This window comes from Achromobacter arsenitoxydans SY8, assembly GCF_000236785.1.
GTDB classification, from domain to species: Bacteria; Pseudomonadota; Gammaproteobacteria; order Burkholderiales; family Burkholderiaceae_B; genus Achromobacter; species Achromobacter arsenitoxydans.
The window spans coordinates 20,576-46,067 of record NZ_AGUF01000033.1 but is presented as its reverse complement, the minus strand read 5'-3'; the positions used below and the strand labels follow the sequence as shown (position 1 = coordinate 46,067).

Annotated in this window: 25 protein-coding genes; 10 read left to right on the top strand and 15 right to left on the bottom strand. The window is 68.2% G+C overall.

The genetic code is table 11. The features are described 5' to 3' along the window. Positions 1-4: 4 nt before the first annotated feature. Together KYC_RS07655 and KYC_RS07650 are read right to left on the bottom strand one after the other, a co-directional pair. Positions 5-733 (bottom strand): helix-turn-helix domain-containing protein, encoded by a 729-nt coding sequence (locus KYC_RS07655; protein WP_008160637.1) that lies wholly within the window; start codon positions 731-733, stop codon positions 5-7. Positions 734-831: 98 nt separating this feature from the next. Then, entirely contained in the window at positions 832-1,281 is a 450-nt protein-coding gene (locus KYC_RS07650; RefSeq protein ID WP_008160634.1) for a gamma-glutamylcyclotransferase family protein, read from the bottom strand. A 138-nt stretch (positions 1,282-1,419) separates the two neighbouring features. Here KYC_RS07650 and clpB point away from each other — a divergent pair, with 138 nt between their 5' ends. Further along, positions 1,420-4,026: an ATP-dependent chaperone ClpB gene (gene clpB / locus KYC_RS07645; RefSeq protein WP_008160632.1), complete on the top strand. Its 2,607-nt coding sequence runs from the start codon at positions 1,420-1,422 to the stop codon at positions 4,024-4,026. Positions 4,027-4,111: 85 nt separating this feature from the next. On the opposite strand, the gene KYC_RS07640 is transcribed toward clpB, so the two are convergent. Beyond that, the gene (locus KYC_RS07640; RefSeq protein WP_008160630.1) at positions 4,112-5,770 is read right to left on the bottom strand and encodes a CehA/McbA family metallohydrolase domain-containing protein; all 1,659 of its coding nucleotides are present in this window, start codon (positions 5,768-5,770) and stop codon (positions 4,112-4,114) included. A gap of 115 nt (positions 5,771-5,885) precedes the next feature. After that, positions 5,886-6,533 (bottom strand): TetR/AcrR family transcriptional regulator, encoded by a 648-nt coding sequence (locus tag KYC_RS07635; RefSeq protein ID WP_043517856.1) that lies wholly within the window; start codon positions 6,531-6,533, stop codon positions 5,886-5,888. A 161-nt stretch (positions 6,534-6,694) separates the two neighbouring features. Here KYC_RS07635 and KYC_RS07630 point away from each other — a divergent pair, with 161 nt between their 5' ends. The 3 genes from KYC_RS07630 (at position 6,695) to KYC_RS07620 (ending at position 9,263) form a co-directional block, all read left to right on the top strand. Continuing rightward, positions 6,695-7,906, top strand: coding sequence for a Tm-1-like ATP-binding domain-containing protein (locus KYC_RS07630; protein ID WP_008160625.1), 1,212 nt, complete (start codon positions 6,695-6,697; stop codon positions 7,904-7,906). An 11-nt stretch (positions 7,907-7,917) separates the two neighbouring features. Next, positions 7,918-8,748 carry a phosphoenolpyruvate hydrolase family protein gene (locus KYC_RS07625; protein WP_008160622.1) on the top strand — a complete coding sequence of 277 codons (831 nt, stop codon included), beginning with the start codon at positions 7,918-7,920 and terminating at the stop codon, positions 8,746-8,748. 71 nt (positions 8,749-8,819) lie between these two features. Next, on the top strand, positions 8,820-9,263 hold the full coding sequence (locus KYC_RS07620; protein ID WP_008160620.1) for an SRPBCC family protein: 444 nt from the start codon (positions 8,820-8,822) through the stop codon (positions 9,261-9,263). 11 nt (positions 9,264-9,274) lie between these two features. On the opposite strand, the gene KYC_RS07615 is transcribed toward KYC_RS07620, so the two are convergent. Further along, on the bottom strand, positions 9,275-10,243 hold the full coding sequence (locus KYC_RS07615) for a LysR family transcriptional regulator (RefSeq protein WP_008160617.1): 969 nt from the start codon (positions 10,241-10,243) through the stop codon (positions 9,275-9,277). Between the two features lie 89 nt (positions 10,244-10,332). Between KYC_RS07615 and KYC_RS07610 the strand changes: the two genes are divergently transcribed. Both KYC_RS07610 and KYC_RS07605 read left to right on the top strand, forming a co-directional pair. After that, a complete protein-coding gene (locus KYC_RS07610) occupies positions 10,333-11,793 on the top strand; it encodes an N-acyl-D-amino-acid deacylase family protein (RefSeq protein ID WP_008160614.1) in 1,461 nt (486 codons plus the stop codon). A 33-nt stretch (positions 11,794-11,826) separates the two neighbouring features. After that, the gene (locus tag KYC_RS07605) at positions 11,827-12,786 is read left to right on the top strand and encodes a tripartite tricarboxylate transporter substrate binding protein BugE (RefSeq protein WP_008160612.1); all 960 of its coding nucleotides are present in this window, start codon (positions 11,827-11,829) and stop codon (positions 12,784-12,786) included. A 63-nt stretch (positions 12,787-12,849) separates the two neighbouring features. Here the strand turns inward: KYC_RS07605 and KYC_RS07600 are convergent, their stop codons facing one another. The 5 genes from KYC_RS07600 to KYC_RS07580 all read right to left on the bottom strand — a co-directional run bounded on the left by KYC_RS07600 (position 12,850) and on the right by KYC_RS07580 (position 17,263). Beyond that, entirely contained in the window at positions 12,850-14,226 is a 1,377-nt protein-coding gene (locus tag KYC_RS07600; protein WP_008160610.1) for a sulfite reductase subunit alpha, read from the bottom strand. Between the two features lie 6 nt (positions 14,227-14,232). After that, positions 14,233-15,201 carry an FAD:protein FMN transferase gene (locus KYC_RS07595; RefSeq protein ID WP_043517854.1) on the bottom strand — a complete coding sequence of 323 codons (969 nt, stop codon included), beginning with the start codon at positions 15,199-15,201 and terminating at the stop codon, positions 14,233-14,235. 63 nt (positions 15,202-15,264) lie between these two features. Then, positions 15,265-16,065 (bottom strand): DUF4198 domain-containing protein, encoded by an 801-nt coding sequence (locus KYC_RS07590; RefSeq protein ID WP_008160604.1) that lies wholly within the window; start codon positions 16,063-16,065, stop codon positions 15,265-15,267. A gap of 28 nt (positions 16,066-16,093) precedes the next feature. Continuing rightward, positions 16,094-16,609, bottom strand: a complete 516-nt coding sequence (locus tag KYC_RS07585) for a DUF2271 domain-containing protein (RefSeq protein WP_008160602.1) — start codon at positions 16,607-16,609, stop codon at positions 16,094-16,096. 27 nt (positions 16,610-16,636) lie between these two features. Further along, complete coding sequence (locus KYC_RS07580; protein WP_008160600.1) at positions 16,637-17,263, bottom strand: PepSY-associated TM helix domain-containing protein; 627 nt, start codon at positions 17,261-17,263, stop codon at positions 16,637-16,639. A gap of 200 nt (positions 17,264-17,463) precedes the next feature. On the opposite strand from KYC_RS07580, the gene KYC_RS07575 reads away from it, so the two are divergent. After that, positions 17,464-18,018, top strand: a complete 555-nt coding sequence (locus KYC_RS07575) for an HdeD family acid-resistance protein (protein ID WP_008160597.1) — start codon at positions 17,464-17,466, stop codon at positions 18,016-18,018. A 5-nt stretch (positions 18,019-18,023) separates the two neighbouring features. Then, entirely contained in the window at positions 18,024-18,416 is a 393-nt protein-coding gene (crcB, locus tag KYC_RS07570) for a fluoride efflux transporter CrcB (RefSeq protein WP_008160595.1), read from the top strand. Positions 18,417-18,467: 51 nt separating this feature from the next. Here crcB and KYC_RS07565 read toward each other — a convergent pair whose 3' ends face one another. The 5 genes from KYC_RS07565 to hpnC all read right to left on the bottom strand — a co-directional run bounded on the left by KYC_RS07565 (position 18,468) and on the right by hpnC (position 23,354). Beyond that, positions 18,468-19,253, bottom strand: coding sequence for a GntR family transcriptional regulator (locus KYC_RS07565; protein WP_008160593.1), 786 nt, complete (start codon positions 19,251-19,253; stop codon positions 18,468-18,470). 25 nt (positions 19,254-19,278) lie between these two features. Further along, entirely contained in the window at positions 19,279-20,244 is a 966-nt protein-coding gene (locus KYC_RS07560; RefSeq protein ID WP_008160591.1) for a tripartite tricarboxylate transporter substrate binding protein, read from the bottom strand. 83 nt (positions 20,245-20,327) lie between these two features. After that, a complete protein-coding gene (gene hpnE / locus KYC_RS07555) occupies positions 20,328-21,650 on the bottom strand; it encodes a hydroxysqualene dehydroxylase HpnE (protein ID WP_008160590.1) in 1,323 nt (440 codons plus the stop codon). Beyond that, positions 21,647-22,510 (bottom strand): presqualene diphosphate synthase HpnD, encoded by an 864-nt coding sequence (hpnD, locus tag KYC_RS07550; RefSeq protein WP_008160588.1) that lies wholly within the window; start codon positions 22,508-22,510, stop codon positions 21,647-21,649. The genes hpnE and hpnD overlap by 4 nt, the downstream gene beginning before the upstream one ends. A 13-nt stretch (positions 22,511-22,523) precedes the next feature. After that, on the bottom strand, positions 22,524-23,354 hold the full coding sequence (hpnC, locus tag KYC_RS07545) for a squalene synthase HpnC (RefSeq protein ID WP_008160586.1): 831 nt from the start codon (positions 23,352-23,354) through the stop codon (positions 22,524-22,526). A gap of 148 nt (positions 23,355-23,502) precedes the next feature. On the opposite strand from hpnC, the gene alr reads away from it, so the two are divergent. Continuing rightward, positions 23,503-24,630, top strand: a complete 1,128-nt coding sequence (gene alr / locus KYC_RS07540) for an alanine racemase (protein ID WP_008160584.1) — start codon at positions 23,503-23,505, stop codon at positions 24,628-24,630. 132 nt (positions 24,631-24,762) lie between these two features. Next, complete coding sequence (locus tag KYC_RS07535; protein WP_008160582.1) at positions 24,763-25,482, top strand: SDR family oxidoreductase; 720 nt, start codon at positions 24,763-24,765, stop codon at positions 25,480-25,482. Positions 25,483-25,492: the final 10 nt, after the last annotated feature.

The window sequence follows — 25,492 nt, the reverse complement described above, 5'->3', positions numbered from 1 at the left end:
AGGCTCAGCAGCCTTCGTGGCCCAGCAGTTGCTTGAGTGCCGGCAGGTCCAGGATGCGGACCTCGCGCTGGTTGATCTTGATGAGGCCGTCACGGGCGAAGCGCGAAAACAGCCGGCTGACCGTTTCCAGCGTCAGGCCCAGGTAGTTCCCGATTTCCTCGCGGCTCATGCGCAGCACGAATTCGGTGGACGAGTAACCCAGCGAGGCATAGCGCTGCGACAGGTTCAGCAGGAAGGCCGCCAGGCGCTGCTCGGAGCGCATCGAGCCCAGCGAGGCCAGCATCTGGTGCGAACGCGTGATTTCGCGGCTCATGAGGCGGCGAAATTGCTGCTGCAGCGACGGCAGGTGCGAGGCGACGCGGTCGACTTCGTTCAGGCGGATGACGCAGACCTCGGAGTCTTCGAGCGCCACGGCAGCGGACACGTGCTTGCCATCGAGCATGCCGTCCATGCCGACGATTTCGCCAGGCAGGTGAAAACCGGTGATCTGGATCTGGCCGGTAGCGTCTTCAAGTTGCGTCTTGAGGCTGCCGAAGCGCACGCCATACACGGCGTCCAGCGGGTGGTCCAGCGAGTACAGCGTCTTGCCCTTTTCAAGGCGGACACGCTCTTTCACCAGCTCGTCCAGCTTTTCGACTTCGGCGGCTGCCATGCCCACGGGAACGCAGACGTGGCCCAGCATACACGTGGAGCAGTGGGCGGCATCAGGGGCAATGGGTACCCGTTTTTGCATACGATGACCTTTAGAGGTGCCCGTCGCGCGGCGGACGCCGGAACGGGTGTGAAGCATGAGACTCGCGTCTATTGTAGTCCGTTGTTACTACGGGTGTCTTACGGGCAGTCCGATGTTGTCCGGGAACCCGGATTCCGGGCCATCCGGTAGGCGATCCAGTCGTCTCCGGCGATGTCGACGGCGGCTGCCCGCAAGGCGGGATTTATGGGGTAGTACTGGCAATCCAGCGCGCCGGTTTGGCCCGGCGCCTCCAGCCGCGCGCGGACGGTCCGGCGCACGAAACAGCAGGGCTTGCCGGGCTGGTATTCCTCGATTTCGTCCATCAGCGCGATCAGGGCGGGTTCCACCTGGAAAACGTCGCCCCGCACGCGCCGCCCGTCGTCCACCGGGATCAGCCCGGGCCAGTCGCCGAAGTCCACCAGCATGCCCGGCACGCTGGCCGGCCCGACATGGCGCGCCGGAGGCAGCCCCCGCGCGGCGGCGGCCCGGGCCAGGTCATTGATTTCGCCGGCCCGTAGGGTTCCGTATACAAAAACGTATATGCTCATTGCTCAGTTTGCTGCTGCACGTCGAAGAAGACCATGAGGGCGGCCGGGTGTTGAAATTGTCTCATCCGGCCACATATTCAGGTTATCGAGCCAGCCGGCACGTATCGGTCAGGCTCCCCACAAGCCACTACGACCATTATGCGATTCGACAAACTCACGACCAAGTTCCAACAAGCCCTGGCCGACGCGCAAAGTCTGGCCGCCCGCAACGACCACCCCTACATCGAACCCGTGCACGTGCTGTCCGCGTTGCTGTCCGACGCCGACAGCGGCGCCGGCAGCCTTCTGGCGCGCGCCGGCGTAGCGGTCAACCGCCTGGGGCCGGCCCTGGAAACCGCCATGAAGTCCCTGCCTCAGGTTCAGGGCGAAGACAACGTCCAGGTGGGCCGCGACCTGCAGGGCGTGCTGACCCGCACCGACAAGGAAGCCGCGCGCCGCGGCGACACCTACATCGCCAGTGAACTCTTCCTGCTTGCGCTGGCCGACGACAAGGGTGAAGCCGGCCGCATCCTGCGCGACGCGGGCCTGCAGAAGAAGGCCCTGGAAGCCGCCATCGACGCCGTGCGCGGGGGCGAGAACGTCTCCGGAGCGGAAGGCGAGGCCAACCGCGAAGCCCTGTCCAAGTACACGCTGGATCTGACCGAGCGCGCCCGCCAGGGCAAGCTGGATCCGGTCATCGGCCGCGACGACGAAATCCGCCGCACCATCCAGATCCTGCAGCGCCGCACCAAGAACAACCCCGTGCTGATCGGCGAACCTGGCGTGGGCAAGACCGCCATCGTCGAAGGCCTGGCGCAGCGCATCGTCAACGACGAAGTGCCCGAGACCTTGCGCGGCAAGCGCGTGCTCTCCCTGGACCTGGCGGCCCTGCTGGCCGGCGCCAAGTTCCGCGGCGAATTCGAAGAACGCCTGAAGGCCGTGCTCAAAGAGCTGGGCCAGGACGACGGCCGCAACATCGTGTTCATCGACGAGCTGCACACCATGGTGGGCGCGGGCAAGGCCGAGGGCGCGATGGACGCCGGCAACATGCTCAAGCCGGCGCTGGCGCGCGGCGAACTGCATTGCATCGGCGCGACCACGCTGGATGAATACCGCAAGTACATCGAAAAGGACGCGGCGCTGGAGCGGCGTTTCCAGAAGGTGCTGGTCGACGAACCCGATGTGGAATCCACCATCGCCATCCTGCGCGGCCTGCAGGAACGCTATGAAATCCACCACGGCGTCGAAATCACCGACCCCGCCATTGTGGCCGCGGCGGAACTGTCGCACCGCTACATCACCGACCGCTTCCTGCCCGACAAGGCGATCGACCTCATCGACGAGGCCGGCGCCCGCATCCGCATGGAAATCGACTCCAAGCCGGAAGTGATGGACAAGCTGGACCGCCGCATCATCCAGCTCAAGATCGAGCGCGAGGCCGTCAAGAAGGAAACCGACGACGCGTCCAAGCGCCGCCTGGCCGTCATTGAAGAAGAGCTGGAAAAGCTGCAGCGCGAATACAACGACTACGAGGAAATCTGGAAGGCCGAGAAGGCCGCGGTGCAGGGCACCCAGGCCATCAAGGAAGAGATCGACAGCGTGCGCGCCGAAATGGCGGAACTGCAGCGCAAGGGCCAGTTCGACAAGCTGGCTGAACTGCAATACGGCAAGCTGCCCGATCTGGAAGCGCGCCTGAAGGCCGCCGAAGTGGGCGCCGCCGAGGCCGCGGAAAACGCGGAAGGCGACGAAAGCCGTCCGCGTCTGTTGCGCACCCGCGTGGGCGCCGAGGAAATCGCCGAGGTCGTGTCGCGCGCCACCGGCATTCCGGTGTCCAAGATGATGCAGGGCGAACGCGAAAAGCTGCTCAACATGGAAGAGTTCCTGCACCGCCGCGTGGTGGGGCAGGACGAGGCCGTGCGCCTGGTGTCCGACGCCATCCGCCGCTCCCGCGCTGGCTTGGCGGACCCGTCGCGCCCGTATGGGTCGTTCCTGTTCCTGGGCCCGACCGGCGTGGGCAAGACCGAACTGACGCGCGCGCTGGCCGAGTTCCTGTTCGATTCCGAAGAGCACATGATCCGCATCGACATGAGCGAATTCATGGAGAAGCATTCGGTGGCCCGCCTGATCGGCGCGCCGCCGGGATACGTGGGCTACGAAGAAGGCGGCTACCTGACCGAGGCCGTGCGGCGCAAGCCCTACAGCGTCGTGCTGCTCGATGAAGTGGAAAAGGCGCACCCGGATGTCTTCAACGTGCTGCTGCAGGTGCTGGACGACGGCCGTCTGACCGACGGCCAGGGCCGCACCGTGGACTTCCGCAACACGGTCATCGTCATGACGTCCAACCTGGGGTCGCACCATATCCAGTCGCTTGCCGGCCAGCCGTACGACGTGGTCAAGGAAGTGGTCTGGGACGAGCTCAAGCAGACGCTGCGGCCCGAGTTCCTGAACCGCATCGACGAAGTGGTCGTGTTCCATGGGCTGGAAGCGCAGCACATCGAGTCCATTGCCCGCATCCAGCTTCGCCGCCTGGGCGAGCGCCTGGAACGGCAGGAAATGCGGCTGGAAGTCACGGAACCGGCCCTGGCGGAACTGGCCCGCTCCGGCTTCGATCCGGTGTTCGGTGCGCGCCCCTTGAAGCGCGCGATCCAGCAGCAGATCGAAAACCCGGTGGCGCGCCTGATCCTGGAAGGCAGGTTCGGTCCGCGCGACGTGGTGCCGGTGGACTGGCAGGACGGCCAGTTCGTCTTCACCCGCACGCTGCAGTAAGCGAGAAGGCAGATAGCCCGGCGCAAGCCGGGCTTTTTTTGTGTCGTCGGAATGCGGCGCGCCGGAACCGGCGCGCCGCCGGCGCTTAGTTCGCCACCGTCACGAACACCGGGTTCGAATAGAACCACAGGTCGTTGTAGTTGCGGGCGTTGATCGCGTTAAAGCGCGCCGCATTGTCGGCGAAGTCGACCTTCGCGTCGGGCAGCGGTTCGCCCGCGGCGGTTTCGCCGGCCACATCCACGCCCAGGTTGGTGCCGCGCAGGCGCAGGTACTGGCTCTTGTCGGCGGTGATGGTGGTCTTGATGACGTTGTAGCCTTCGTCGTCCACCGTCCAGTCGGCGCTGGTGTAGCGGGCCAGCACGCGCGTCGTGGGGTTGGTGTCGCTGTCGTACGCCGCGGTGCCGGCGGCGGCGCGTGCGCCCACGTCGCCCACGATCAGGTCCACGTGGTTCACGGTGGGCTTGACGTAGGTGGGGTTGCCGCTTTCGATCGGGTACTCATAGTTGTTGCGCTCGGGGCTGCGGAAGCGGATGGTGACTTCCACCTTTTCGCCCTTGGCCGCCTTGAGCTCGCCGCCCATGTGCACGGCGCCGGCCGCGCCTTGCGCCTGGAAGTCCAGCGCGTCGATCAGATCGCCGAACACGCCGAACACGCGCCCGCTCTTCAGGCCCGCCACCACTGCCGCCATGTCGTCGCCGTCCTTCCAGACGTGCGTCTTGGCGTATTCGCCGGGCGCGTAGCCGCTGCTATACAGGCCCGAGGCGGTGCGGAAGTGGTAGTCCGAATCGGCCACGGTCCAGATGCGGCGTCCTTCTCCCAGCAGCGCGTCCCACGTGCCGCCCAGGTTAGCGACCAGGTAGTCGACGCCGCCGTAGGTGCGGTTGGGCAGGAACGCAGTGGTGTAGGCCGTGGCATAGCCGCCGCGGTCCGGTTCCATCTGGTTGCCCACCATGCCTTCGATGGCGAAGAAGACGCCCGGCGCCAGGTCGTGCATCTCGCGCAGCTGCGCGGCCGTGTACTTGGCGGCGTAGCGCGACGGGTGGTTCAGCAGCATGTAGCTGTCGGGGTGCTTGTCGCGCAGCCACTGCAGCGCAGCCAGCGAATCGGCGTGCGTGGTGTAGGCGCGCGTTTCGCCCGACAGGCGCGACACCAGCAGCGGGTCGAACAGGTTGGGGTCGCGGTTGGTGAACAGGTATTCGAACTCGGCCACGGCCTCCATCGACTTGGCCGACAGCGGATCGTCCACGCCGATGCCGATGTTGACGTGGTCATGCGTGGGCATGTCCCATTCGAACGACGAGAAGATGATCTTGCCGGGGTAGCGGCCCGCGGCCTGCTGCTGCTTGATGAAGGGCACTTCGTACTGCGCTATGCCCTGCGAGAACGGGATCGAGCCGCCCGCCAGCGTCGCGCCGGTGTGGTCGCGCGCCGACAGCCGCAGGTGGTTCGAAATCGCGGCCCAGTCCAGCTTGTAGCGGTCGAAGGCCTGATCCAGGGCGCTTTCCAGGCTGACCTGGGCGTCGTCCGACTGGTAGGTGTGCACGTGCAGGTCGCCCGTGGTCCACGCGCCGGTCTCGACCGGCTTGGGCTGCTCGGCAGGCGGCGTGGGGTCGGTCACGACCGGCGGCGTGGGCTGCGGGGCGGTTTCGTCATCGTCGTCGCTGCCGCAGGCGGCGAGGAGGGTGACGCAAGCCAGCGACAGGGGCATGATGGCCCGCCGCAGGCGGGATACTTCGAACTGCATTGAAAAGCACTCCAACGTCATGACGGCATGCGGAAGGCATTGCCGCGGAGCGCCGAACTATGCGGGCCGGGAATGACGTGGGGATGACACCTGCGCGTCAGCCGCTGCGGATGGCTTATTTTTTCTCTGACGCGGCCTCGGCCATCGCTTGATTGATGATGGCGTTGGCTGTCCAGCGCACCACGCCGGTGATTTCGTTCAGGTCCAGTTTCCAGATGTCCTTGAGCACCAGGAACACCTCGGTGCCGTAGACCAGCGACAGGGCCTGCGCTACGCGGTCCTGTTGCGCCGGCGTCAGGTCCGCCGCCAGCGGCGCGATGGCTCGCTTCAGGATGTCGACCCGGTGTCCGCGCACCAGCCGGGGTTCAGCGCCGGCCTTGCCGGCGCTGGCTTCGGCGTGTTGCTGCAGGGACACCTGGATGGCGGCGCGCAGCGGGGCTTCATGGGCTTCCAGCCGGGGATAGGCGAATCGCAGTAGTTCGTCGACGCGCTGGGCGGCGTCCGGCGCGGCGGAGTCCCAGGCCAGGATGGGGCCGAGGCTTTCGTCCACCACGGCGGCGATCAGCGCGCTCTGGCTGGGGAAGTACCGATAGGCCGTCGCCCGCGACACCTGCGCGTGTTCGGCCAGTTCCGCGACCGATGGCGTGACGCCTTGCGCCATCAGGCGCTGGGCGGCTTCCAGCAGCGTTTTGCGCATGCGGGCGCGTGGCCCGTGCGGCGGCTCGCCGCTGGCTGCCGCCTGGCGGCTGGCGGGGGCGATCAGGCGGGTTCCGGCGGCCGGGGAGGCCGCCTTTTTTGCGGAGGGCGGGGTTTGACGTGAGACAGGTGTCTCAGTATGATTCTTTCGTCTCATTTCTAGATTCTACAGGCCTTTGGCCTCACATATCGAGGCGCGCACGGAGTGTAGCCGCCCGCGGAGGAGTCATGACGCATACGAAGCAGCGGGTCTTTGTCGCCGCCACCTACGACACCAAGGGCCACGAGGCCGAATACGTGGCGGACCTGCTCAGGCGCGACGGGCTGGACGTGGTGTCGGTGGACGTGTCGACCTCGGGCGCGCCCAGCGCCGCCCAGGTGTCGGCGCAGGAGATCGCCCGCAGCCACCCCGAGGGCGCCGGCGCGGTCTTCACCGGGGACCGCGGCACCGCTATCGCGGCCATGGCCCTGGCGTTTGAACGCTATGCCGCCGGCAATGCTGAAATCGGCGCGCTGCTGGGCCTGGGCGGGTCGGGCGGCACCGCCCTCATCACGCCGGCCATGCGCGCGCTGCCGATCGGCACGCCCAAGGTGATGGTGTCGACGATGGCCTCGGGCAACGTTGCTCCTTATGTGGGCCCGTCGGACATCGCCATGATGTACTCCGTGACGGACGTGGCGGGCCTGAACCGCATCTCGCGCCGCGTGCTGGCCAATGCGGCCGGCGCCATCGGCGGGGCGTTCCGCCAGGCCGCCAGCGCCACCGCCGACGACGGCCAGCCCGCCGTGGGCATCACCATGTTCGGCGTCACCACGCCCTGCGTGCAGCAGGTCGTTCCGCTGCTCGAATCCCGCTACGACTGCCTGGTGTTCCACGCCACGGGCACGGGCGGGCAGTCCATGGAAAAGCTGCTCGACAGCCGCCTCTTGGCGGGCGTGCTGGACCTGACCACGACCGAGGTCTGCGATCTGCTCTTCGGCGGCGTGCTGGCGTGCACCGAAGACCGCTTCGGCGCCGTGGCGCGCAGCGGCGCGCCCTATGTAGGTTCGTGCGGCGCGCTGGATATGGTGAATTTCGGCGCCATGGACACCGTCCCCGAACGCTACCGCGGCCGCAAGTTCTATCCGCACAATCCGCAGGTGACGCTGATGCGCACCACGGCCGAAGAAAACACCCGGCAGGGCGAATGGATCGCCAGCCGCCTGAATCTGTGCAACGGCCCGGTGCGCTTTCTGATTCCCGAAGGCGGCGTGTCGGCGCTGGACGCGCCGGGCCAGGCGTTCTGGGATCCCGAGGCCGACGCAGCGCTGTTCGCCGCGCTGGAAACCAACCTGCACCAGACTGCGGACCGCCGCCTGGTGCGCGTTTCCTGCCATATCAACGATCCGCTGTTCGCCAAGACGGCGGTGGAACACTTTCTTGAAATTGCCGCACACTGAGGATTGCCGCCATGCCGCGTTTTGACCGTAACGAACTGCTGGACAAGTTTCGCGCCATGGTGCGCGCCCGTACGCCTATCGTGGGCGGCGGCGCGGGCACCGGGCTGTCCGCCAAGTGCGAGGAAGCGGGCGGCATCGACCTGATCGTGATCTACAACTCGGGCCGCTACCGCATGGCGGGCCGCGGATCGCTCGCTGGCCTGCTGGCCTACGGCAACGCGAACGAGATTGTCGTGGACATGGGCCGCGAAGTCCTGCCTGTGGTCAAGAAGACGCCGGTGCTGGCCGGCGTGAACGGCACCGATCCGTTCTGCGACTTCGACGTGTTCCTGGACGACCTGAAGCGTCAGGGTTTTGCCGGCGTGCAGAACTTCCCCACCGTTGGGCTGATCGACGGCAACTTCCGCGCCAATCTGGAAGAAACCGGCATGGGCTACGCGCTTGAAGTGGACATGGTCCGCCTGGCGCACAAGAAGGGCATGCTGACGACGCCGTACGTCTTCAACGAGGACGACGCCGTGGCCATGACCCGCGCGGGCGCGGATATCATCGTTGCGCACATGGGGCTGACCACCGGCGGGTCCATCGGCGCGGAAACCGCGCTGACGCTGGACGACTGCGTGGCCGCCATCGACCGCATCGCCGAGGCGGCGCTGGCGGTGCGCTCCGACGTCATCGTGCTGTGCCACGGCGGCCCGATCGCCACGCCCGAAGACGCTGCCCACGTGTTGCGCGCGTGCAAGCACTGCCATGGCTTCTACGGCGCCAGCTCGATGGAGCGCCTGCCCACTGAACAGGCCCTCACGGCCGCCACGCGCGAGTTCAAGAACCTGACTTTTTGAGCCGCCTTTCCCGCAACTGCCGCTAGCAGTTTTCCTTGATCCGACGCGTCCCGCGTCCGCCGGAGCCCGCAATGCCGCATACCGTACACATCACTGCCGTCGTCAACGCCCCGCTGGACAAGGTCTGGCCCATGTTCCGCGATTTCAACGGCCTGGGCGGCTGGCATCCGGGCGTTGCGCAGAGCAGGCTGGAAGAGGGCGGGCGTCATGACGCGGTGGGTTCCGTGCGGCATCTGACGCTCAAGCCGTCGGGCTTCGTGCGCGAGCAACTGTTGATGCTGGATGATCCCAACAAGGCGCTGCGCTATTCCATCATCGAAACCGACCTGCCCATGCGCGACTACGTCGCGGGCGTGTCGCTGCATCCCATTACGGAAGGCGGCGGAACCCTGGTGCAGTGGTGGGCCGATTTCCGCGTCGAAGGCGCGGAGCTGGGCGATGTGGCGGCGGCAGTTGGCCAGGGCGTTTTCGCGGCCGGGTTGGCCGCGCTGGACGCGAAGCTGCGCGCGGGCTGAGTTCCGGCGCCTCAGATCTTCGGCCTTGCGCGCTTTGGCACGCGCCGGCAGCCCGCCGGCAGTTCCGCCGTCCGCAGGTATTCGTGAATGGCGCCGATCAGCGCCAGCGCGGCGGGGCTCAGGGGATATTCCTTGTGGCGGATGATGCACACCGTGCGCACGACCGTCGGCCGCGCCAGCAGGGCAAAGGCCAGGCCGGGCTCCAGCACCCGCTGCGCGGCCAGCGCGGGCAACAGCGCTACTCCCATGCCCGCCTTGACCAGCGCGGCCTGCGAGGTGGTGCTGGACGCTTCATAAAACGGCGCGGCGGCCTCGATCGGCAGGTCGGCGCGGGCGCGCAGCAGCGCCATGATGCCGGTCTCGTCCACCACCCCCACCAGCTTGCGCCCGGACAGCTCGGTCCAGCGCAGCGCGCCGTCGAGCCCTGGGCGCAAGCTGGCGTCGTCCTGGCGGTACAGCACGCCGAAGCGGTCTTCCAGCAGGGCGTCGAACTGCAGGCTGGGGGCGTCGGCCCAACGGCTGGTCAGGCCAAAATCCACTTCCCGCGCGGCCACTTTGCGCTGGATGCGGCCGGAGTTGTCGTCGCTGAGATACAGGCGCACCGCCGGGTACTGCGCCGAGAACGCGGCGGCGGCCGGCGCGATGATCTGCGTGATCGCCGACGGCGCCGCCGCCACGCCCACGCGTCCGCGCTCCAGCGCGCCAAAGCGCACCACGTCCTCGATCACGCCATCGAAATCCGCCAGCAGCCGCATGACCCGCGGCAGGAATTCCTCGCCAGCCGGCGTCAGCAGCACGCGCCGGCTGGTGCGCGCAAAGAGCTGCGTGCCCAGCGCGTCTTCCAGCTGGCGCACCAGGCTGGTCACCGACGATTGCGTCTGGAACAGGCGTTTGGCCGCATGCGTGAAGCTGGATTCCTGGGCCACCGCGACGAAGGCGGTCAGGTGTTTCAGGGTGACGTGCTTGGGCAGGCGATTCATTTCAAAACGAGATTGATGGATCAATAAAAACAATTTTTCCAGATTGATCCGCCGGACGATACTACGGCCTTCAACAAGGCGGAAGCATCATGCGGCAGGGCGATCTGGATCTCATCATCGAAGGCGGCTGGCTCATCGACGGCCTGGGCGGCCCGCGGCGGCGCGCCGACGTGGGCGTGGCGGGCGAGCGCATCGCGGCCATCGGCGACCTATCGGCGGTTCCCGCCCGGCGCCGCGTGGACACCGCCGGCAGGATCGTGGCGCCCGGCTTCATCGACGTGCACGGCCACGATGACCTGATGTTCGTGGAAAAGCCCGATCTGGCCTGGAAGACCAGCCAGGGCATTACCTCGGTCGTGGTTGGAAACTGTGGCGTGAGCGGCGCGCCTGCGCCGCAGGCGGGCAACACCGCGGCGGCGCTGGCGCTGCTGGGCGAGACCCCGCTGTTCGACAGCATGGGCGACTACTTTGACGAGCTGCGCGTGCGCCAGCCTGTCATCAACGTGGCGGCCCTGGTGGGCCACGCCAACCTGCGCCTGGCCGCCATGCGCGATCCGACGGCGCAGCCCACGGCCGAGGAACAATCCCTGATGCAGCGCATGCTGGCGGACGCCCTGGAAGCGGGCGCCGTGGGCTTCAGCACCGGCCTGGCCTACCAGCCGGGCGGCATGGCGCGGCAGGCCGAACTGGAAGGCCTGGCGCACGTCGCGGCGGCGCATGGCGCAATGCACACCAGCCATATCCGCAATGAAGGCGACGAGGTGGAGGCCGCGGTGGACGAAGTGCTGGCTATCGGCCGCAGCACCGGCTGCGCCACGGTGCTGTCGCACCACAAGTGCATGATGCCCCGCAACTGGGGCAAGAGCCGCGCCACGCTGGCCAACATCGACCGCGCGCGCGCCGAAGGCGTGGACGTCGCGCTGGACATCTATCCCTATCCGGGCAGCTCCACCATCCTGATCCCGGAGCGCGCCGAGACCATCGACGACATCCGCATCACGTGGTCCACGCCGCACCCCGAGTGCAGCGGCGAATACCTCAGCGATATCGCGGCGCGCTGGGGCTGCGACAAGACCACGGCGGCCGAGCGCCTGTGCCCGGCCGGCGCGATCTACTTCGCGATGGACGAGGACGAGGTGCGCCGCATCTTCCAGCATGAGTGCTGCATGGTCGGCTCCGACGGGCTGCCGAACGACGCGCACCCGCATCCCCGGTTGTGGGGCAGCTTCACGCGGGTGCTGGGCCGCTATGTGCGCGAGGCGCAGCTTGTGACGCTGGAGGCCGCGGTGGCCAAGATGACGTCCTTGCCCGCCCGCGTCTTCGGCCTGGCGGGGCGGGGCCAGCTCAGCGTGGGCGCGTGGGCGGACATCGTGGTGTTTGATGCCGACACCGTCGTGGACCGCGCCACCTGGGAAGAGCCCACCCTGGCTTCCATCGGCGTGGAGCAGGTCCTGGTCAATGGCCGGCAGGTGTTTCCGGCCGCAGCCGGCATGCCGCGCCCCGGCAAGATCCTGCGCCGCGTCCCGGACGCCGCACAATCCCTTCCATAACAACAGCAGCTTCCCCACAGGAGACAAACCATCATGTTCCGCAAGACTTGCGCCGCACTGGCGCTGGCGGCCGCGCTGCCCGCGGCCCACGCCGCCTTTCCCGACCGTCCCATCACGCTGATCGTGCCGTTCCCGGCCGGCGGGCCCACCGATATCGTCGGCCGGGTGGCCGCGGCCAAGGCGGGCGAGATCCTGGGCCAGCAGATCGTGGTCGAAAACCGGACGGGCGCGTCCGGCACGATCGGCATGACTGCGACGGCGCGCGCCAAGCCGGACGGCTATACGGTGGGTCTGGCCACCGTCAGCACGCACGGCACCGCGCCGCATCTGTTCCCCAACCTGGCCTATGACCCGGTCAAGGATTTCACGCCGGTCAGCAACCTGGTGACCAGCCCCAACATCCTTAGCGTGAATCCGAAGTTCCCGGCCAAGACGCTGGCCGAATTCGTGACGTACGTGCGCGCCAATCCCGGCAAGGACGGCTATGCGAATGCGGGCGCGGGCGGTGTGAACGACCTGGGCATGATCTGGTTCCTGCAGATCATCGGCGGCAAGATGAACAGCATCTCGTACCGCGGCTCCGCGCCCGCGCTGACCGACACCGTGGGCGGCGTGGTGCCGGTGATCTTCGACAACTTCCCGTCATCGCTGCCGTACCTGAAGAGCAATCACCTGCAGGCGCTGGCGATCACCGGCACGGCGCGCAATCCGCGCCTGCCGGACGTGCCGACGTTCGCGGAACAGGGCTACAAGGATTACGACGTGACGGCCTGGTACGGCGTGGTGGGGCCGGCCGGCATGCCGGCCGACGTGCGCGACAAGCTGGCCGACGCCTTTGCCCGCGCGGTTCGCGATCCCGCCACCGCGGCCAAGATGGAAGAGACGGGGGCGTTCCCGCTGGGCAATACGCCCGCGGAATTCGGCGAGCAGATCCGCACCGAGCGCGACCGCTGGAAGACGGTGATCGAGCGCGCGCAGATCAAGTTGCAGTAAGCGTCGCGGCGCGGTCCGCGGATTGCGCCGGAGCCCGGCCCTTGCGGGCCGGGCTTTGCGTTTTCAGTACACGTCGCGCCGGTAGCGGCCGGTGTGCTGCAGGGCCTGCAGGCGCTCCGCGCCCAGGATGTCCTGCAGCGCGGCATCCACGCCGCCGGCCATGCCTTGCAGGCTGCCGCACACATAGATGGCGGCGCCGGCATCCAGCCAGGCGCGCACCTCGTCCGCCTGTTCACGCAGGCGGTGCTGCACGTAGCGGCGTTCGCCCTGGTCGCGGGAGAACACGGCGTCCACGCGTTCCAGCGTGCCGTCTTCCCGCCATCCGTTGATCTCTTCCCGGCAGAACCAGTCGTTTGCGGCATTGCGTTCGCCAAAGACCAGCCAGTTGCGGCGGTGGCCGGCGGCGCGGCGCGACTTGATCAGGGCGCGCAGCCCGGCCAGGCCGGTGCCGTTGCCCACCAGGATCATCGGACGCGCGTCCGCAGGGGCATGGAAATTGCGGTTGGCGCGCACGCGCAGGGCGATCTCGTCGCCGGCCTGGGCAACATGCGTGAGCCAGCCGCTACCCAGCCCCAGCTCGCCGTCCGCGCCGCGCATCTGGCGCACCAGCAGCTGGACCGCGCCATCTTCCGGCAGCGAGGCGATGGAGTATTCCCGATGCGGCTGCAAGGGGCCGCCGCGTTCAAGCCTGGGGCCGATCTCGGCGATGTCGCCGGCCTGCCACGGGCGCGGGCCTTCGGCGGGCGGCGTCAGGGTGAGCAGGTAGCACGGGCCGCCCTGGCTGTGCGGATTGAGCAGCGTCCGGTCCGCCAGGCGCCAGGATTCGTAGACCGGCGCTTCCCAGTCGGGCAGGTCGCTGCGGCCCGCCAGCAGGCCCAGGTGGTGCTGCCAATGCCGCAGCGCGGCCGCGTCGTCGTTGTCGACCTCGACCAGGTCGAACAGCGGCGCCGCGCCCTGGGCGTGCAGCCAGTCGTTCAACCGGTGGCCGAAGCCGCAGAACTGCGCATATTCGCTGTCGCCCAGCGCCAGCACGGCGTACTGCGCGCCCTTCAGCGCGCCGGCGCCGGGGGCCTGCTGCATCTGTCCGGCGAAGGCCGCCGCCGCGTCGGGCGGATCGCCTTCGCCGTAGGTGCTGACCACGAACAGCATGCGGCGGTACGCGGCCAGGCGCGCCAGGTCCAGCTGGTCCATCGAAGCCACGCGCACGTTCAGCCCGCCCGCGCGCAGCGAGTCCGCGGTCTGCGCGGCCAGGGATTCGGCGTAGCCGGTCTGGCTGGCGTAGGCGACCAGCAGGGTGTCTTCCGGGGCGGGGGCGTTCAGGGCCTGCAGCGCCAGCGCCTGCTGCGCCTCGTGCCGCCGGGCGCGGCGCCAGGCCCACAGGCATAGCAGCAGCCAAGCCAGCACCACGCACGCCGCCGCGATCAACCGGGTCTGGGTCATGGAGGTTCAGCGGGACTCGGCCAGGGCCTGGAACGCCGGCGTGGCGGCGACGCGCCAGGCGGCGGGTTCGCGCAGGATGAAGAGGGCCGCAAGATCATGGCGGCGGGCGTAGGCCAGGCCATCGGTCTCGCCCAGCACTGTCAGCACGGTGGCCAGCGCGTCGGCCTGCATGCAGCCGCGATGCAGCACCGTCACCGAAGCCACCTGGTTGCGCACCGGCTGGCCGGTGCGCGGGTCTATCGTGTGGGCATAGCGCGCATCGCCCGCGCCCGCATGACGCCGGTAATCGCCGGACGTGGCGATGCTGTAATCGTTCAAGGGCAGGGCCAGCGCGTGGTCGTCGCTGGCGTCGGGGACTTCGATGGCCACGCGCCAGGCGTGTCCGTCCGGACGTTTTCCGCGCGCACGCAGCTCGCCGCCCACTTCAACCAGGTAATTGGCGACGCCCAGGGCGTCCAGCGCCATCGCGGCGCGATCCACGCCATAGCCCTTGGCGATGGACGACAGGTCCAGATAGACGCCGCCTGGCTGGTGGACCGCTTGCCCGGCTTCGTCCAGCGCTACGCGCTGCCAGCCGCAGCGGGCGCGTGCGGCCTCGATGGCGGCGGGCGAGGGCGGCTCGAAGGCGCGCTGGTGCGGCCCGAAACCCCAGGCGTTCACCAGCGGCCCCACCGTGGGGTCGTACGCGCCGCCGCTATCGTCGGCCAGCAGCAGCGCATGGCGCAGCACATGGAAGAATTCGGCGGGAATGGCCTGCCAGCCCGGGCCGGCCTGGTTATAGCGCGTGATGTCGGAATCGGCTTCCCAGGTGCTCATCTGCGCCACCACCTCGTCCAGCGCGGCCTGGACCGCCTGGCGCGCCGACGCTTCGGCAAGCCCGGCGGGCAGCGCCATGCGCGCGGACCAGGTGGTGCCCATGGTGGCGCCGGCCAGCGCGGCGGGGCGCGCCGGCATGGCGCCATAGGCGACGCGCATGGCCGGGGCCGGCGCGCCGCGCTGGGCGTAGGAAGGGGCGTCCGTCAAGCGCGAGGCCAATGCTTACGGCTGCAGCACTTCGACGGTGCCGGCGTACGACAGGCGGCGCTTCTTGGCCTGCGGCACGCTGACCTTGGCGTCTTCCATGCCGGCTTCGATCCAGTACAGACCGGGCTGCGGCCATTTCACCGAGAACTTGCCGTCCTTGTCGGTCTTGATCTGGATTTCGCCGACCTTGTCGCGATAGCGGCTGCCGCCGGGCACGACATTCACTTCCAGGTCGGCGGCGGGCTTGCCGTCCAGCAGCATCTGGAACGTGGCGGCCTCGTCGGTGAACAGGTCGTTCGGGTGCGTCACGGGGGCCAGCTCCAGGCCGCGGCCCACGGGCTTGACGGCGGACGGCTTGCCAGCGGTCACGAAGGTTTCCACGCGCCCCAGGCTTTGCGAGACTTCAAGCTCGTCGGCCTTGGCGGGCACGGCCTGCGCCAGGCCTTCGGCCTTGCCGAAGTAGCGCTTGTTCTTGCCGTCTTCCTTCCAGCGCGCGAACACGCCGTCGTTGACCACGGCCACGCGATAGGTGCCGCTCTGCTTGAGCTGCAGGTCGAAGGTGCTGCGCAGCTTACCGCGGTTGACGTTCTCGGCCTCGGCGGCGCTGCCGTCCGGCGCGGTGACGGCAAGGCCGTCCAGGCGCAGCGGCGCGTGGTTGAAGTAGAACTTGTCGTTGCCGACGGCGGCGTCCACGGTGACCCAGCTGTCGGTGCCCGACAGCACCGTCGAGGACGGCACGATCCAGACGTCATGCGCCTGGGCGGCAAAGGGCAGGCACAGCGCCAGGGCGGCGGCCAGTTTGGCGGCGGATTTCATCGTTGCGTTCCTTAAGGGCGGTAGGGGTTCAGGGCTTGAGGTCGAGCGCGATGGCGCCCAGTTCGTGTTCGCCGCGCGCGGCAAGCTGCTCGGCCTTCTGCGGCGGCCACTGGAAGGGGATGCGCACCAGCTCGCGGCCGCCGACTTCACGCGCGGCCTCGACCACTACGGCGTACTGGCCGGGCTTGAGCTGGGACAGGGGCTTGCTGGCCGCGTTGAAACTCAGCGCGTGTTTGCCCACGGGCTTGGTCGCGCCGCTGACGCCGTCCACCGGGAACTGCTGGTTGCGGCCGCTGCGGCGCCACCATTGGCGCATGTCCTTGAGCCACTCGGTGCCTTCGTTGTTCTTCTTGGCCACGTCGTACCAGACCGCCAGGTCGGTGGCGACGCTCTGGTCGGGGTTCTCGATCCAGATTGCCACGTAAGGACGGTGGTACTCGGCCACGTCCAGGCGCGGCACCTCGATGGACAGGCCGATGTCGGCCGCTTGGGCCGTTCGGGCGATCATGCCGGCCAACAGGGCCGACAACAGCAACTTGCGCATGGAAATCTCCAGGGCGGATCGGTGGAATCAGTGAATGAACAGCAGGGCCAGCACCAGCGGAATCACCAGGCCCAGCCCGACCATGGGCCAGGTCGCGCTGCGGTTGCCGGCGTGCATCTTGAGCAGGACCAGTCCAGTGAGCGAAAACACCAGACAGGCGACGGCGAAGATGTCCAGGAACCAGCTCCAGGCCAGGCCGGTGTTGCGGCCCTTGTGCAGGTCGTTCAGGTAGGAAATCCAGCCGCGGTCGGTGCGTTCGTATTCCACGTCGCCGCTGGCCCGGTCGATCGACAGCCAGGCGTCGCCGCCGGCGCGCGGCAGCGACAGGTAGACCTCATCGGCCGACCACTCGGCGGGCTTGCCGGCCGTGGACGCGTCCAGCGCGTCGTCCAGCCATTGGGCCACGGGGGCGGGCAGCGGGGCTTTCTTGAGTTCGGGGGAAACGGACAGCTGTTTCAGCACGGCGTCAGGCAGATGCGCCTCGCGGCTGGTCACCACGGCCTTGGATTCGATGTGCGACGCGTTGTTCAGCGTCAGTCCCGTAATTGCGAACAACAGCATTCCCAGCAGGCAGAGCGCAGAGCTGATCCAGTGCCACTGGTGCAGTGTCTTGAGCCAGTAGGCCCGGCGGCGGGGGGAAGGCTGGGTGTCCATGGAATCACGTTCAGGAAGCCGCGGATTCTAACATTTAATGAGAATTACTCTTATAAAAGCGGGGCCTGCGCGCACATGGAAATTTCAGTCGATTTCGGCCCCGGCGTTGCGGTCCAGCCAGGTGCGGCGCAGAAGGCCGCGTGCGCCTGCCGCCCGGCGGGGATAAGATAGGCCACCCTTTGCAAACAACGGAGGTCGTCATGCTGCAACAGCAAGTCGTGGATCAAATCGGCCGTCATTGGGGATGGGTGGCGCTGCGCGGCGTCGTCGCCATCCTGTTCGGTTTCATGGCCATGTTCATGCCGGCCATCACGTTGTCGGCGCTGGTGCTGGTGTGGGGCGCTTTCGCGCTGGTGGACGGCGTGCTGGCGCTCATTGCCGGGTTCCGCATCCGTGACCAAGGCAAGCCGCTTTGGGCCCTGATCATCGTGGGCCTGTTGGGCGTGGCGGCGGGTATCGTGACTTTTCTCTGGCCCGGGCTGACCGCGCTGATCCTGCTCTACATCATCGCGATCTGGGCGGTGGTGGCCGGCGTGTTCCAGATCATCGCCGCCGTGCGCTTCCGCAAGGCCATCCGCAACGAATGGCTGCTGGGCCTGGCAGGGCTGGTGTCGGTCATTTTCGGCGCCATGCTGATCATGCAGCCGGGCGCCGGCGCACTGGCGCTGGTGTGGGTGATCGGCATCTACGCCGTATTTTTCGGCATACTGCTGCTGGTTTTTTCCTTCCGCCTCAAGCAACACGCCGATTCCTGATCTTCATGTCCGCCTATCAAACGCTGGTTCCCCTGAATTTCCTGGCCGTGGGTGTGGGCGCCGTCCTGGGCGCCTGGACCCGCTGGCTGGTCAGCCTGTGGCTGAACGCCGCGTCGTGGCCCTGGGGCACCCTGGCGGTGAATCTGGCCGGCGGCTACTTCGTGGGCCTGGCGCTGGCGCTGGTGTCCGGCCATCCCGAATGGCCGGCGTGGGTGCGGCTGGGGGTCATCACGGGTTTCATGGGCGGCTTGACCACGTTTTCGACGTTCTCGGCGGAGACCGTGGCGATGCTGGAGCGGGGCGCCTACACCAGCGCCCTGAGCTATGCGGGCTTCAGCCTGGCCGGTTCGCTGGCGCTGACCGCAGCCGGCATCGCCACCGTCAGCCTGCTGCGCTAGGCGCAGGCGGCCTTTCGCGCCGGGGCCGGGCAGGTCCGGGCGCGGCGCGCATCAAGCGCAGTCGGGCGGCGCAACGGCCGCCGGCAGCCAGTCCGGCTGGCCGGGCAGGTCGCGCGCCTGCATGTTCATCCGATATTCATACCGGTCGGGCCGGTACAGGGCGTGCAGCCATTCGACGGGGCGGCCCGACTCGTCGCGCACCACGCGATGCAGGCTGAGCAGCGCCGATCCCACCGGTACGTCCAGCAGCTCGGCTACGTCCGGTTCGGCCAGCACGGCGGATATTGATTGCCCGGCATCCGCTACCCGTACGCCCAGGTCGCGGAAGATGGCCAGCAGCGGCTTGGACCCCAGGTCCTTGCGGCGGATGCGGCGGCCGATGTCGTCGGGCACGAACGTGGTCAGGTGCGAGAACGGCTGGCCTTCGTGGCTGCGCACTCGCACCGCGCGCTGCACCGGCGAGCCTTCCGGCAGTTCCAGGCGCGCCGCTACCAGGGGCGTCGCCGGCGCGGTGGCAAGCTCCAGCAGGCGCACCTGGGTATGCATGCCCATGCGGGCCAGATGCGCCATCAAGGCGTCGATGCCGGCCTCGTGCGGCGGGGCCGGCTGCTGCGCGGGCCGGGCGGGGAACGTGCCGCGTCCCTGGCGCCGCTCGATCAGTCCATCGGACTGCAGCGCATCCAGCGAGCGCCTGATGGTCAGGCGCGACACGCCGTATTCGGCCGCCAGGGCGTTTTCGCCGGGCATGGCGGCATCCATGCCGAACCCGCCCGCCAGCAGGCGCTGCTTCAGCAACAGGTAGACCTTGTGATAAAGCGGCAGCGGGCTGGCGGACATGGGCGGGGCTCCTGGGGTAGGACGTTCAGTCGGCCGTGGCGCCGGTGAACCTGACGATTTCGGCGTAGCGTTCGATGTCCTGGCGCACGAAGGCGCCCAGCTCGTCCGGGCTGCTGCTGACGGCGCTGGCGGCCTCGCGTTCGAGCAGTTCGCGGAATTCGGGCGTATCGACCGCCTTGCGCGCCGCGGCGTTCAGAGCCGCCAGTTTGTCGGCCGGCAGTTTGGCGGGGCCGAACAGCGCGAACCAGGCATTGGATTCAAAGCCCTTGATGGTGTCGCCGATGGGCGGCACGCCGGGGAACTGCGGCAGCGCCTGCGGGCTGGTGACGCCCAGCGCCCTGAGCGCGCCGCTCTTGATGTGCGGCAACGCATTGAGCGAACTGGCGAACATCATGTCCACCTGGCCGCCCAGCAGGTCCGTGATGGCGGGCGCCGTGCCCTTGTACGGCACGTTCAGGATGTCCAGGCCAGCCATCATCTTCATGCGCTCGCCGGCCATGTGCAGCGACGATCCGATCGCGCCCAGCGCCATCGTGTGCTTGCCGGGGCTGGCCTTCACCAGCGATACGAACTCCGGCATGGTGCGGGCGGGGAAGTCCTTGCGCACGACCAGCACGCTGGGCACGTTGGCGAGCATGCTGATGGGCGTGAAGTCGGCAACCGGATCGAACGGCAGCTTGCGGTACAGCGTGGCGTTGATGGAGAAGCTGGTGAAGGTGACCAGCAGCGTGTTGCCGTCGGGATTGCTCTTGGCGACGTAGTCCGCGGCGATGTTGCCGCCGGCGCCCGGCTTGTTCTCGACCACGACGGGGCGCTTCAGGTCCAGCGTCATATGTTGCGCGATGCTGCGCGCCACCGTGTCGGTGGTGCCGCCCGGCGGGGCGCCCACCACCAGCCTGATGGCGTCGCCCTGCGCAAGGGCGGGGGCAAGCGGTAAAGCGAGTGCGCCCACCAGCGCGCAACCCGCGGCGAAACGATGCAGTCCCGGCATGATTTGTCTCCTGATATGTTGTATTGAGGACAATACAAGTATAGGGGGAGAGACGGGCGGATGGACGGGTCCGCTCCGCCGTTTCAGTTCGCCCGGGGATTCAGCACGCGCGCCGCCTGCAGGCCGCTGCGCACGGCGCCTTCCAGCACGCCGGGGTAGCCGGTGTCGGTCCAGTCGCCGGCCAGCGCCAGCGTCGGCCAGGGGGTGGAATTGAGCGGCCGGTGCAGGCCGGGGACGGCTGCGAAGGTGGCGCGCTTTTCGATGAACAGCTCCGCCGCCGACACTTCGGGCATGGGCGGCAGCCGCTGCGGATGGCTGGCGGCCTGTTCGGCGACCTGGTCGATCATCGCCTCGATGGCCTGGCGGCGATTGCGTTCGCCGATGCCGTTGGCCGCGCTGGCCACCACGGCCAGCTCTCCCGCCTTGGTGTCGCCGGCCAGCTGGGCGCGGTCGAACAGCCACTGGCCAGCGTGGCCGCGGGCCGCGTCTTCGCGCAGCATCATCATGGGTTCGGGCAGGCGCCAGGGTTCGGCCAGGCGCACGTTGAGCGTGGCGATGGGCAGGTAGTCGAAGGCCTTCAGGGCATCGAGCAGGCCGGTGGCGCCGGCTTCGCGCAGCGGCGCCTCCAGCAGGCGGGCCGCGAACGTGGGCGGCACCGCCAGCACGGCGGCGTCGAAGCGTTCCTGGTTGATGTCGATGCCGTCGTCGGACGGATGCAGCTGGCGCACCGTGCTGCCGTAGCGCATGGTGACCTGGCGCGCGGCGGCGTCCGGCCACAGCGCCGACAGGTCCGTGCAGGGCAGCAGCAGGTCGCTGTCTTCGCGGCTGCCGGCCAAGGCGTCGCGCAGCACGCGCGCGAACAGCGCGGCGCTGGCGGTGGCAATGGGGGTGTTCAGCGCGGCCAGGCAAAGCGGATCCCACACCTGGCGGATCAGCGCGTCGGACTGCGCGTGATAGTGCAGCAGATGCAGCACGGTCCAGTCGCGCGGGGGCGTCCAGGACATGGCTTTCAAGCCGCGCATCAGGCGCAGCGCGGCCAGCCGGTCGGCCCACGAGAGGCCGCGCGCGCGCAGGATGGCCACGGCCATGTGCAGGGGCGCGGGCAGGCGCGGGGCGGACAGGTTGAAGCGGCCGTCCAGGCTGGCCAGCTTCAGGGGGCGGCGCATCAGCAGGGCGTCCGGGTTGCGGCCCACGCGGCGCATCAGCGCCAGGGTCTGCTTGTAGGCGCCGGACAGCAGGTGCTGGCCGTTGTCCAGCGGGGCGTCGAAGTCGCCGTGATAGACGCGCCGTGCGCGTCCGCCCGGGGTGTGGCCTGCCTCGAATACCGTGACCTTGGCGCCGGCTTCGCGCAGGGCGACGCTGGCCGCCAGGCCGGCCCAGCCCGCGCCGATGACCGCGGCCTTCACCGCGCCAACCGGCGGACCAGGCCGCGTCCGCCGCTGACCCAGGTCTTCCAGGCGAGCCAGAGTTTGCGCAGGGGCGTGAGCGATATGCGCTGGTGCAGCACCTGCCAGTTGTCGCGCTCGATCTCGTCCAGCAAGGCGTGATAGATGGCGGCCATCATCAGGCCCGGGCGCTGGGCGCGGCGGTCGGATTCGGGCAGATTGCTCATCGCCTCGCGGTAGAGCTCGCGGGCGCGGTCCGCCTGGAACTTCATCAGTGCGCTGAAGCGGTCGGAATATTCGCCGTTCAGGATGTCCGAAGCCTTGACCTCGAACTTCTGCATGTCGTTGACCGGGATGTAGATGCGGCCGCGGCGGGCGTCGTCGCCGACGTCGCGGATGATGTTGGTCAACTGGAACGCCAGGCCCAGCTTTTCCGCGTACACCAGGGTCTTGGGGTCGGAATAGCCGAATACGCCGGCGGACAGCTCGCCCACCACGCCGGCCGCATGCCAGCAATACTTGCGCAGGCCCGGCCAGTCCAGGTAGCGGGTCTGGTCCAGGTCCATTTCCATGCCGTCCACAACGGCCAGCAGACGGTCGCGGGTGATCGAACAGCTTTGCAGGTGCGGCTGCAGCGCCCGCGTGACGGGGTGGTCGGGTTTGCCGTCGAACATCTGGTCGACTTGCGTGCGCCACCAGGCCAGCTTGATGCGGGCCAGCGACGGGTCGGTGCATTCGTCGACCACGTCGTCGACTTCGCGGCAGTACGCGTACAGGGCCGTAATGGCGCGCCGCCGCTCGGGCGGCAGGAACAGAAAGGAATAGTAGAAGCTGGAACCGCTTTTGGCGGCTTTCTCCTGGCAATACTCGTCAGGGGTCATTAGGCACGGCCTGTTACTTGATGGAGCGCCACAACATGATGGCCCAGTCTTTGGCGCCCAATTCGGGGCGATTCATGAATACATCGTAGCCGCTCGCCTCGATACGCTCCAGAACGCGCAGCCCGCCTTGCACCACCATGCGCAGCTCCAGGCCGATGCGGCCCGGCAGGCGGCGCGCCAGCGGAGCGCCGAAGTGTAGCAGCGCCCGGGTCCGTTCCACTTCGAACGCCATCAACCCGCGCCACTCGGGCGTAAGGCGGCAGGCGGCCAGGTCTTCGTCCGAGACGCCGTGCCGGCGCAGGTCTTCCTGGGGCAGGTAGACCCGGTGCTTGTGCCAGTCCACCCGCACATCCTGCCAGAAGTTCACCTGCTGCAGGCCGGTGCAGATGGCGTCCGATTCGGCGATATTCTGCGGGGTGCTGGCGTCGAACAGGTGCAGCATCAGCCGTCCGACCGGGTTGGCCGACCGGGTGCAGTAGTCCGCCAGCGTGGTGTAGTCCTCGTAGCGCTTGACCGAAATGTCCTGCTCGAACGCGGACAGCAGGTCGTAGAACGGCGTGATGGGCAACTGGTGCCGGGCGATGGTCTGGGCGAGCGGCGCGAAGATGTCGGCCAGCGGCGGCAGGCCCGGGGCCGGCGGCGTGCCGGGTTCGGCGCCGATGCGGTGCAGTTCGGCGCGGAACGCAGCCAGTTGGGCCAGGCGCTCCGGGTCGGTCGCGCTGCCTTCGTCGGCGATGTCGTCCGCGGCGCGCGCAAACCGGTAGATATCGGTCACGGCGCCGCGCAGCCTGCGCGGCAGCAGCAGCGAGGCGACGGGAAAGTTTTCGTAGTGATCGATGGACATGGACGGGGCCCGTTGAACTGCGCGTGATGTACGGATGCGGCGCCGGGCGCCGCGTCGGCCCATTTTAGAGTAGTCGTTTGGCCCCGGTTTGGCGCAATGCCGCGGGCGCGGGGATCAGTTAGACTTGGACGCCACAGGATCTCACATCATGCCGCGCCCCATATCCGCCACCGTTTCCGTTTCCGCCCTTGCGCACAACCTTGCCGCCGTGCGCCGCCACCTCGACCAGACCGCCGCCGCCGCCTCCGGGCTGCCCCCGTCCATCTGGGCGGTCATCAAGGCCAACGCCTACGGCCACGGCATCGAACAGGCCGTGGCGGGTTTCTCGAAGGCGCAGGGCCTGGCCATGCTGGACCTGGACGAGGCCGTGCGCTGCCGCGAGGCCGGCTGGGGCGGGCCAATCCTGCTGCTCGAGGGCTTTTTCAGCCCGGCCGACCTGGACATCATCGACCGCTACCACCTCAGCACCACGGTGCATCACCGGGAACAGCTGGACATGCTGGCCCGCGCCCGCGTCACGCGGCGCGTGGACATCATGCTCAAGCTCAATAGCGGCATGAACCGGCTGGGCTTCAGCCCGGCCGCCTATCCCGCCGCCCATGAACGCGCCATGCTGCTGCAACAGCAGGGCACGCTGGGCTCGGTGGGCAAGATGACCCATTTCGCGTGCGCCGACGGCCCGCAGGGCGTCAACGAACAACTCAGCGTATTCAATTCGGTGACGCATAAGCTGCCGGGCGCCATCAGTGTCTGCAATTCCGCCGCCGCACTGCGCTTCGCCGATATCGCCGTCGGTTCCGAAAGCCAGATGCACTGGGTCCGGCCCGGCATCTGCCTGTACGGCGCTTCGCCCTTCGCGGACGCCGAAGCGTCCGCCTTCGGCCTGAAGCCGGCCATGTCGCTCAGTTCCGAGATCATTGCGGTGCAGGAGATCAAGGCAGGCGATTCGGTCGGCTACGGGGCGATCTTCCGCGCCGAGCGCGCCATGCGCATCGGTATCGTGGCCTGCGGCTACGCCGACGGCTACCCGCGCCACGCCACGACCGGCACGCCGGTGGTGGTGGCCGGCATCCGCACCCAGCTGCTGGGCCGCGTGTCGATGGACATGCTGGTCGTCGACCTGGGGCCCGTGCCCGCCGCGGGCGTCGGGTCGCCCGTGTCGCTCTGGGGCGAAGACGGCCCCTCCGTCGACGAAGTGGCCCGCGCGGCGGGCACCATCGGCTACGAGCTGCTCTGCGCCCTGGCGCCGCGCGTGCCCGTCACCCGGGACGCCTGAGGCGGGGGCGTCCAGAGTGCAATAATTGCTGCGCAATAAACAAGACAGGCGGCGCCGGATGGTGTCTACTGGGGAAACCGGGCGCTCAAGCGCCCGTTTTTGACCAAGATTACAGACTGCGAGGTTTAATCCATGAAGGACAAATGCGTGCTCATTACGGGCGCCACCAAAGGCATAGGCTGGGCGCTTACTCAGCGGTTGTCCGACATGGGCTGTCATGTGGTTGGCATTGCGCGCAACACGACGGACGTCGATTTCCCGGGCTACCTGTACGCCTGTGACCTGGCGGACGCCGGCCGCACCGAAGAGGTCCTGCGCGAAATCCGCGAGAAATTCCCCGTCGACGCCGTGGTCAACAATGTCGGCATCGTATCGCCACAGCCGCTGGGCGAAATCGACCTGGCCACCCTGTACAACGTGCTGGACCTGAACGTGCGCGTGGCGGTGCAGGTTACCCAGGCATTCATCGAATCCATGAAAGTGCGCCGCGCCGGCCGCATCGTCAACGTCGTCAGCCGCGCCATCCATGGCGGGCTCGAACGCACCGCTTATTCGGCCGCCAAGAGCGCGCTGGTAGGCTGCACCCGCACCTGGGCGCTGGAACTGGCCGAATACGGCGTCACGGCCAACGCGGTCGCGCCCGGCCCGATCGAAACCGAAATGTTCCGCGCCACCCGCCCGGCAGGCAGCGAAAACGAAAAGCGCGCCCTGGCGTCGGTGCCCATGAAACGCCTGGGCACCCCGGCCGAAGTGGCCGCGGCCATTGCCTTCCTGTTGTCGGACGACGCCGGCTTCATCACGGGCCAGGTGCTGGGCGTGGACGGCGGCGGAAGCATCGCCGGGCGCTCCTAGACAGAACGCG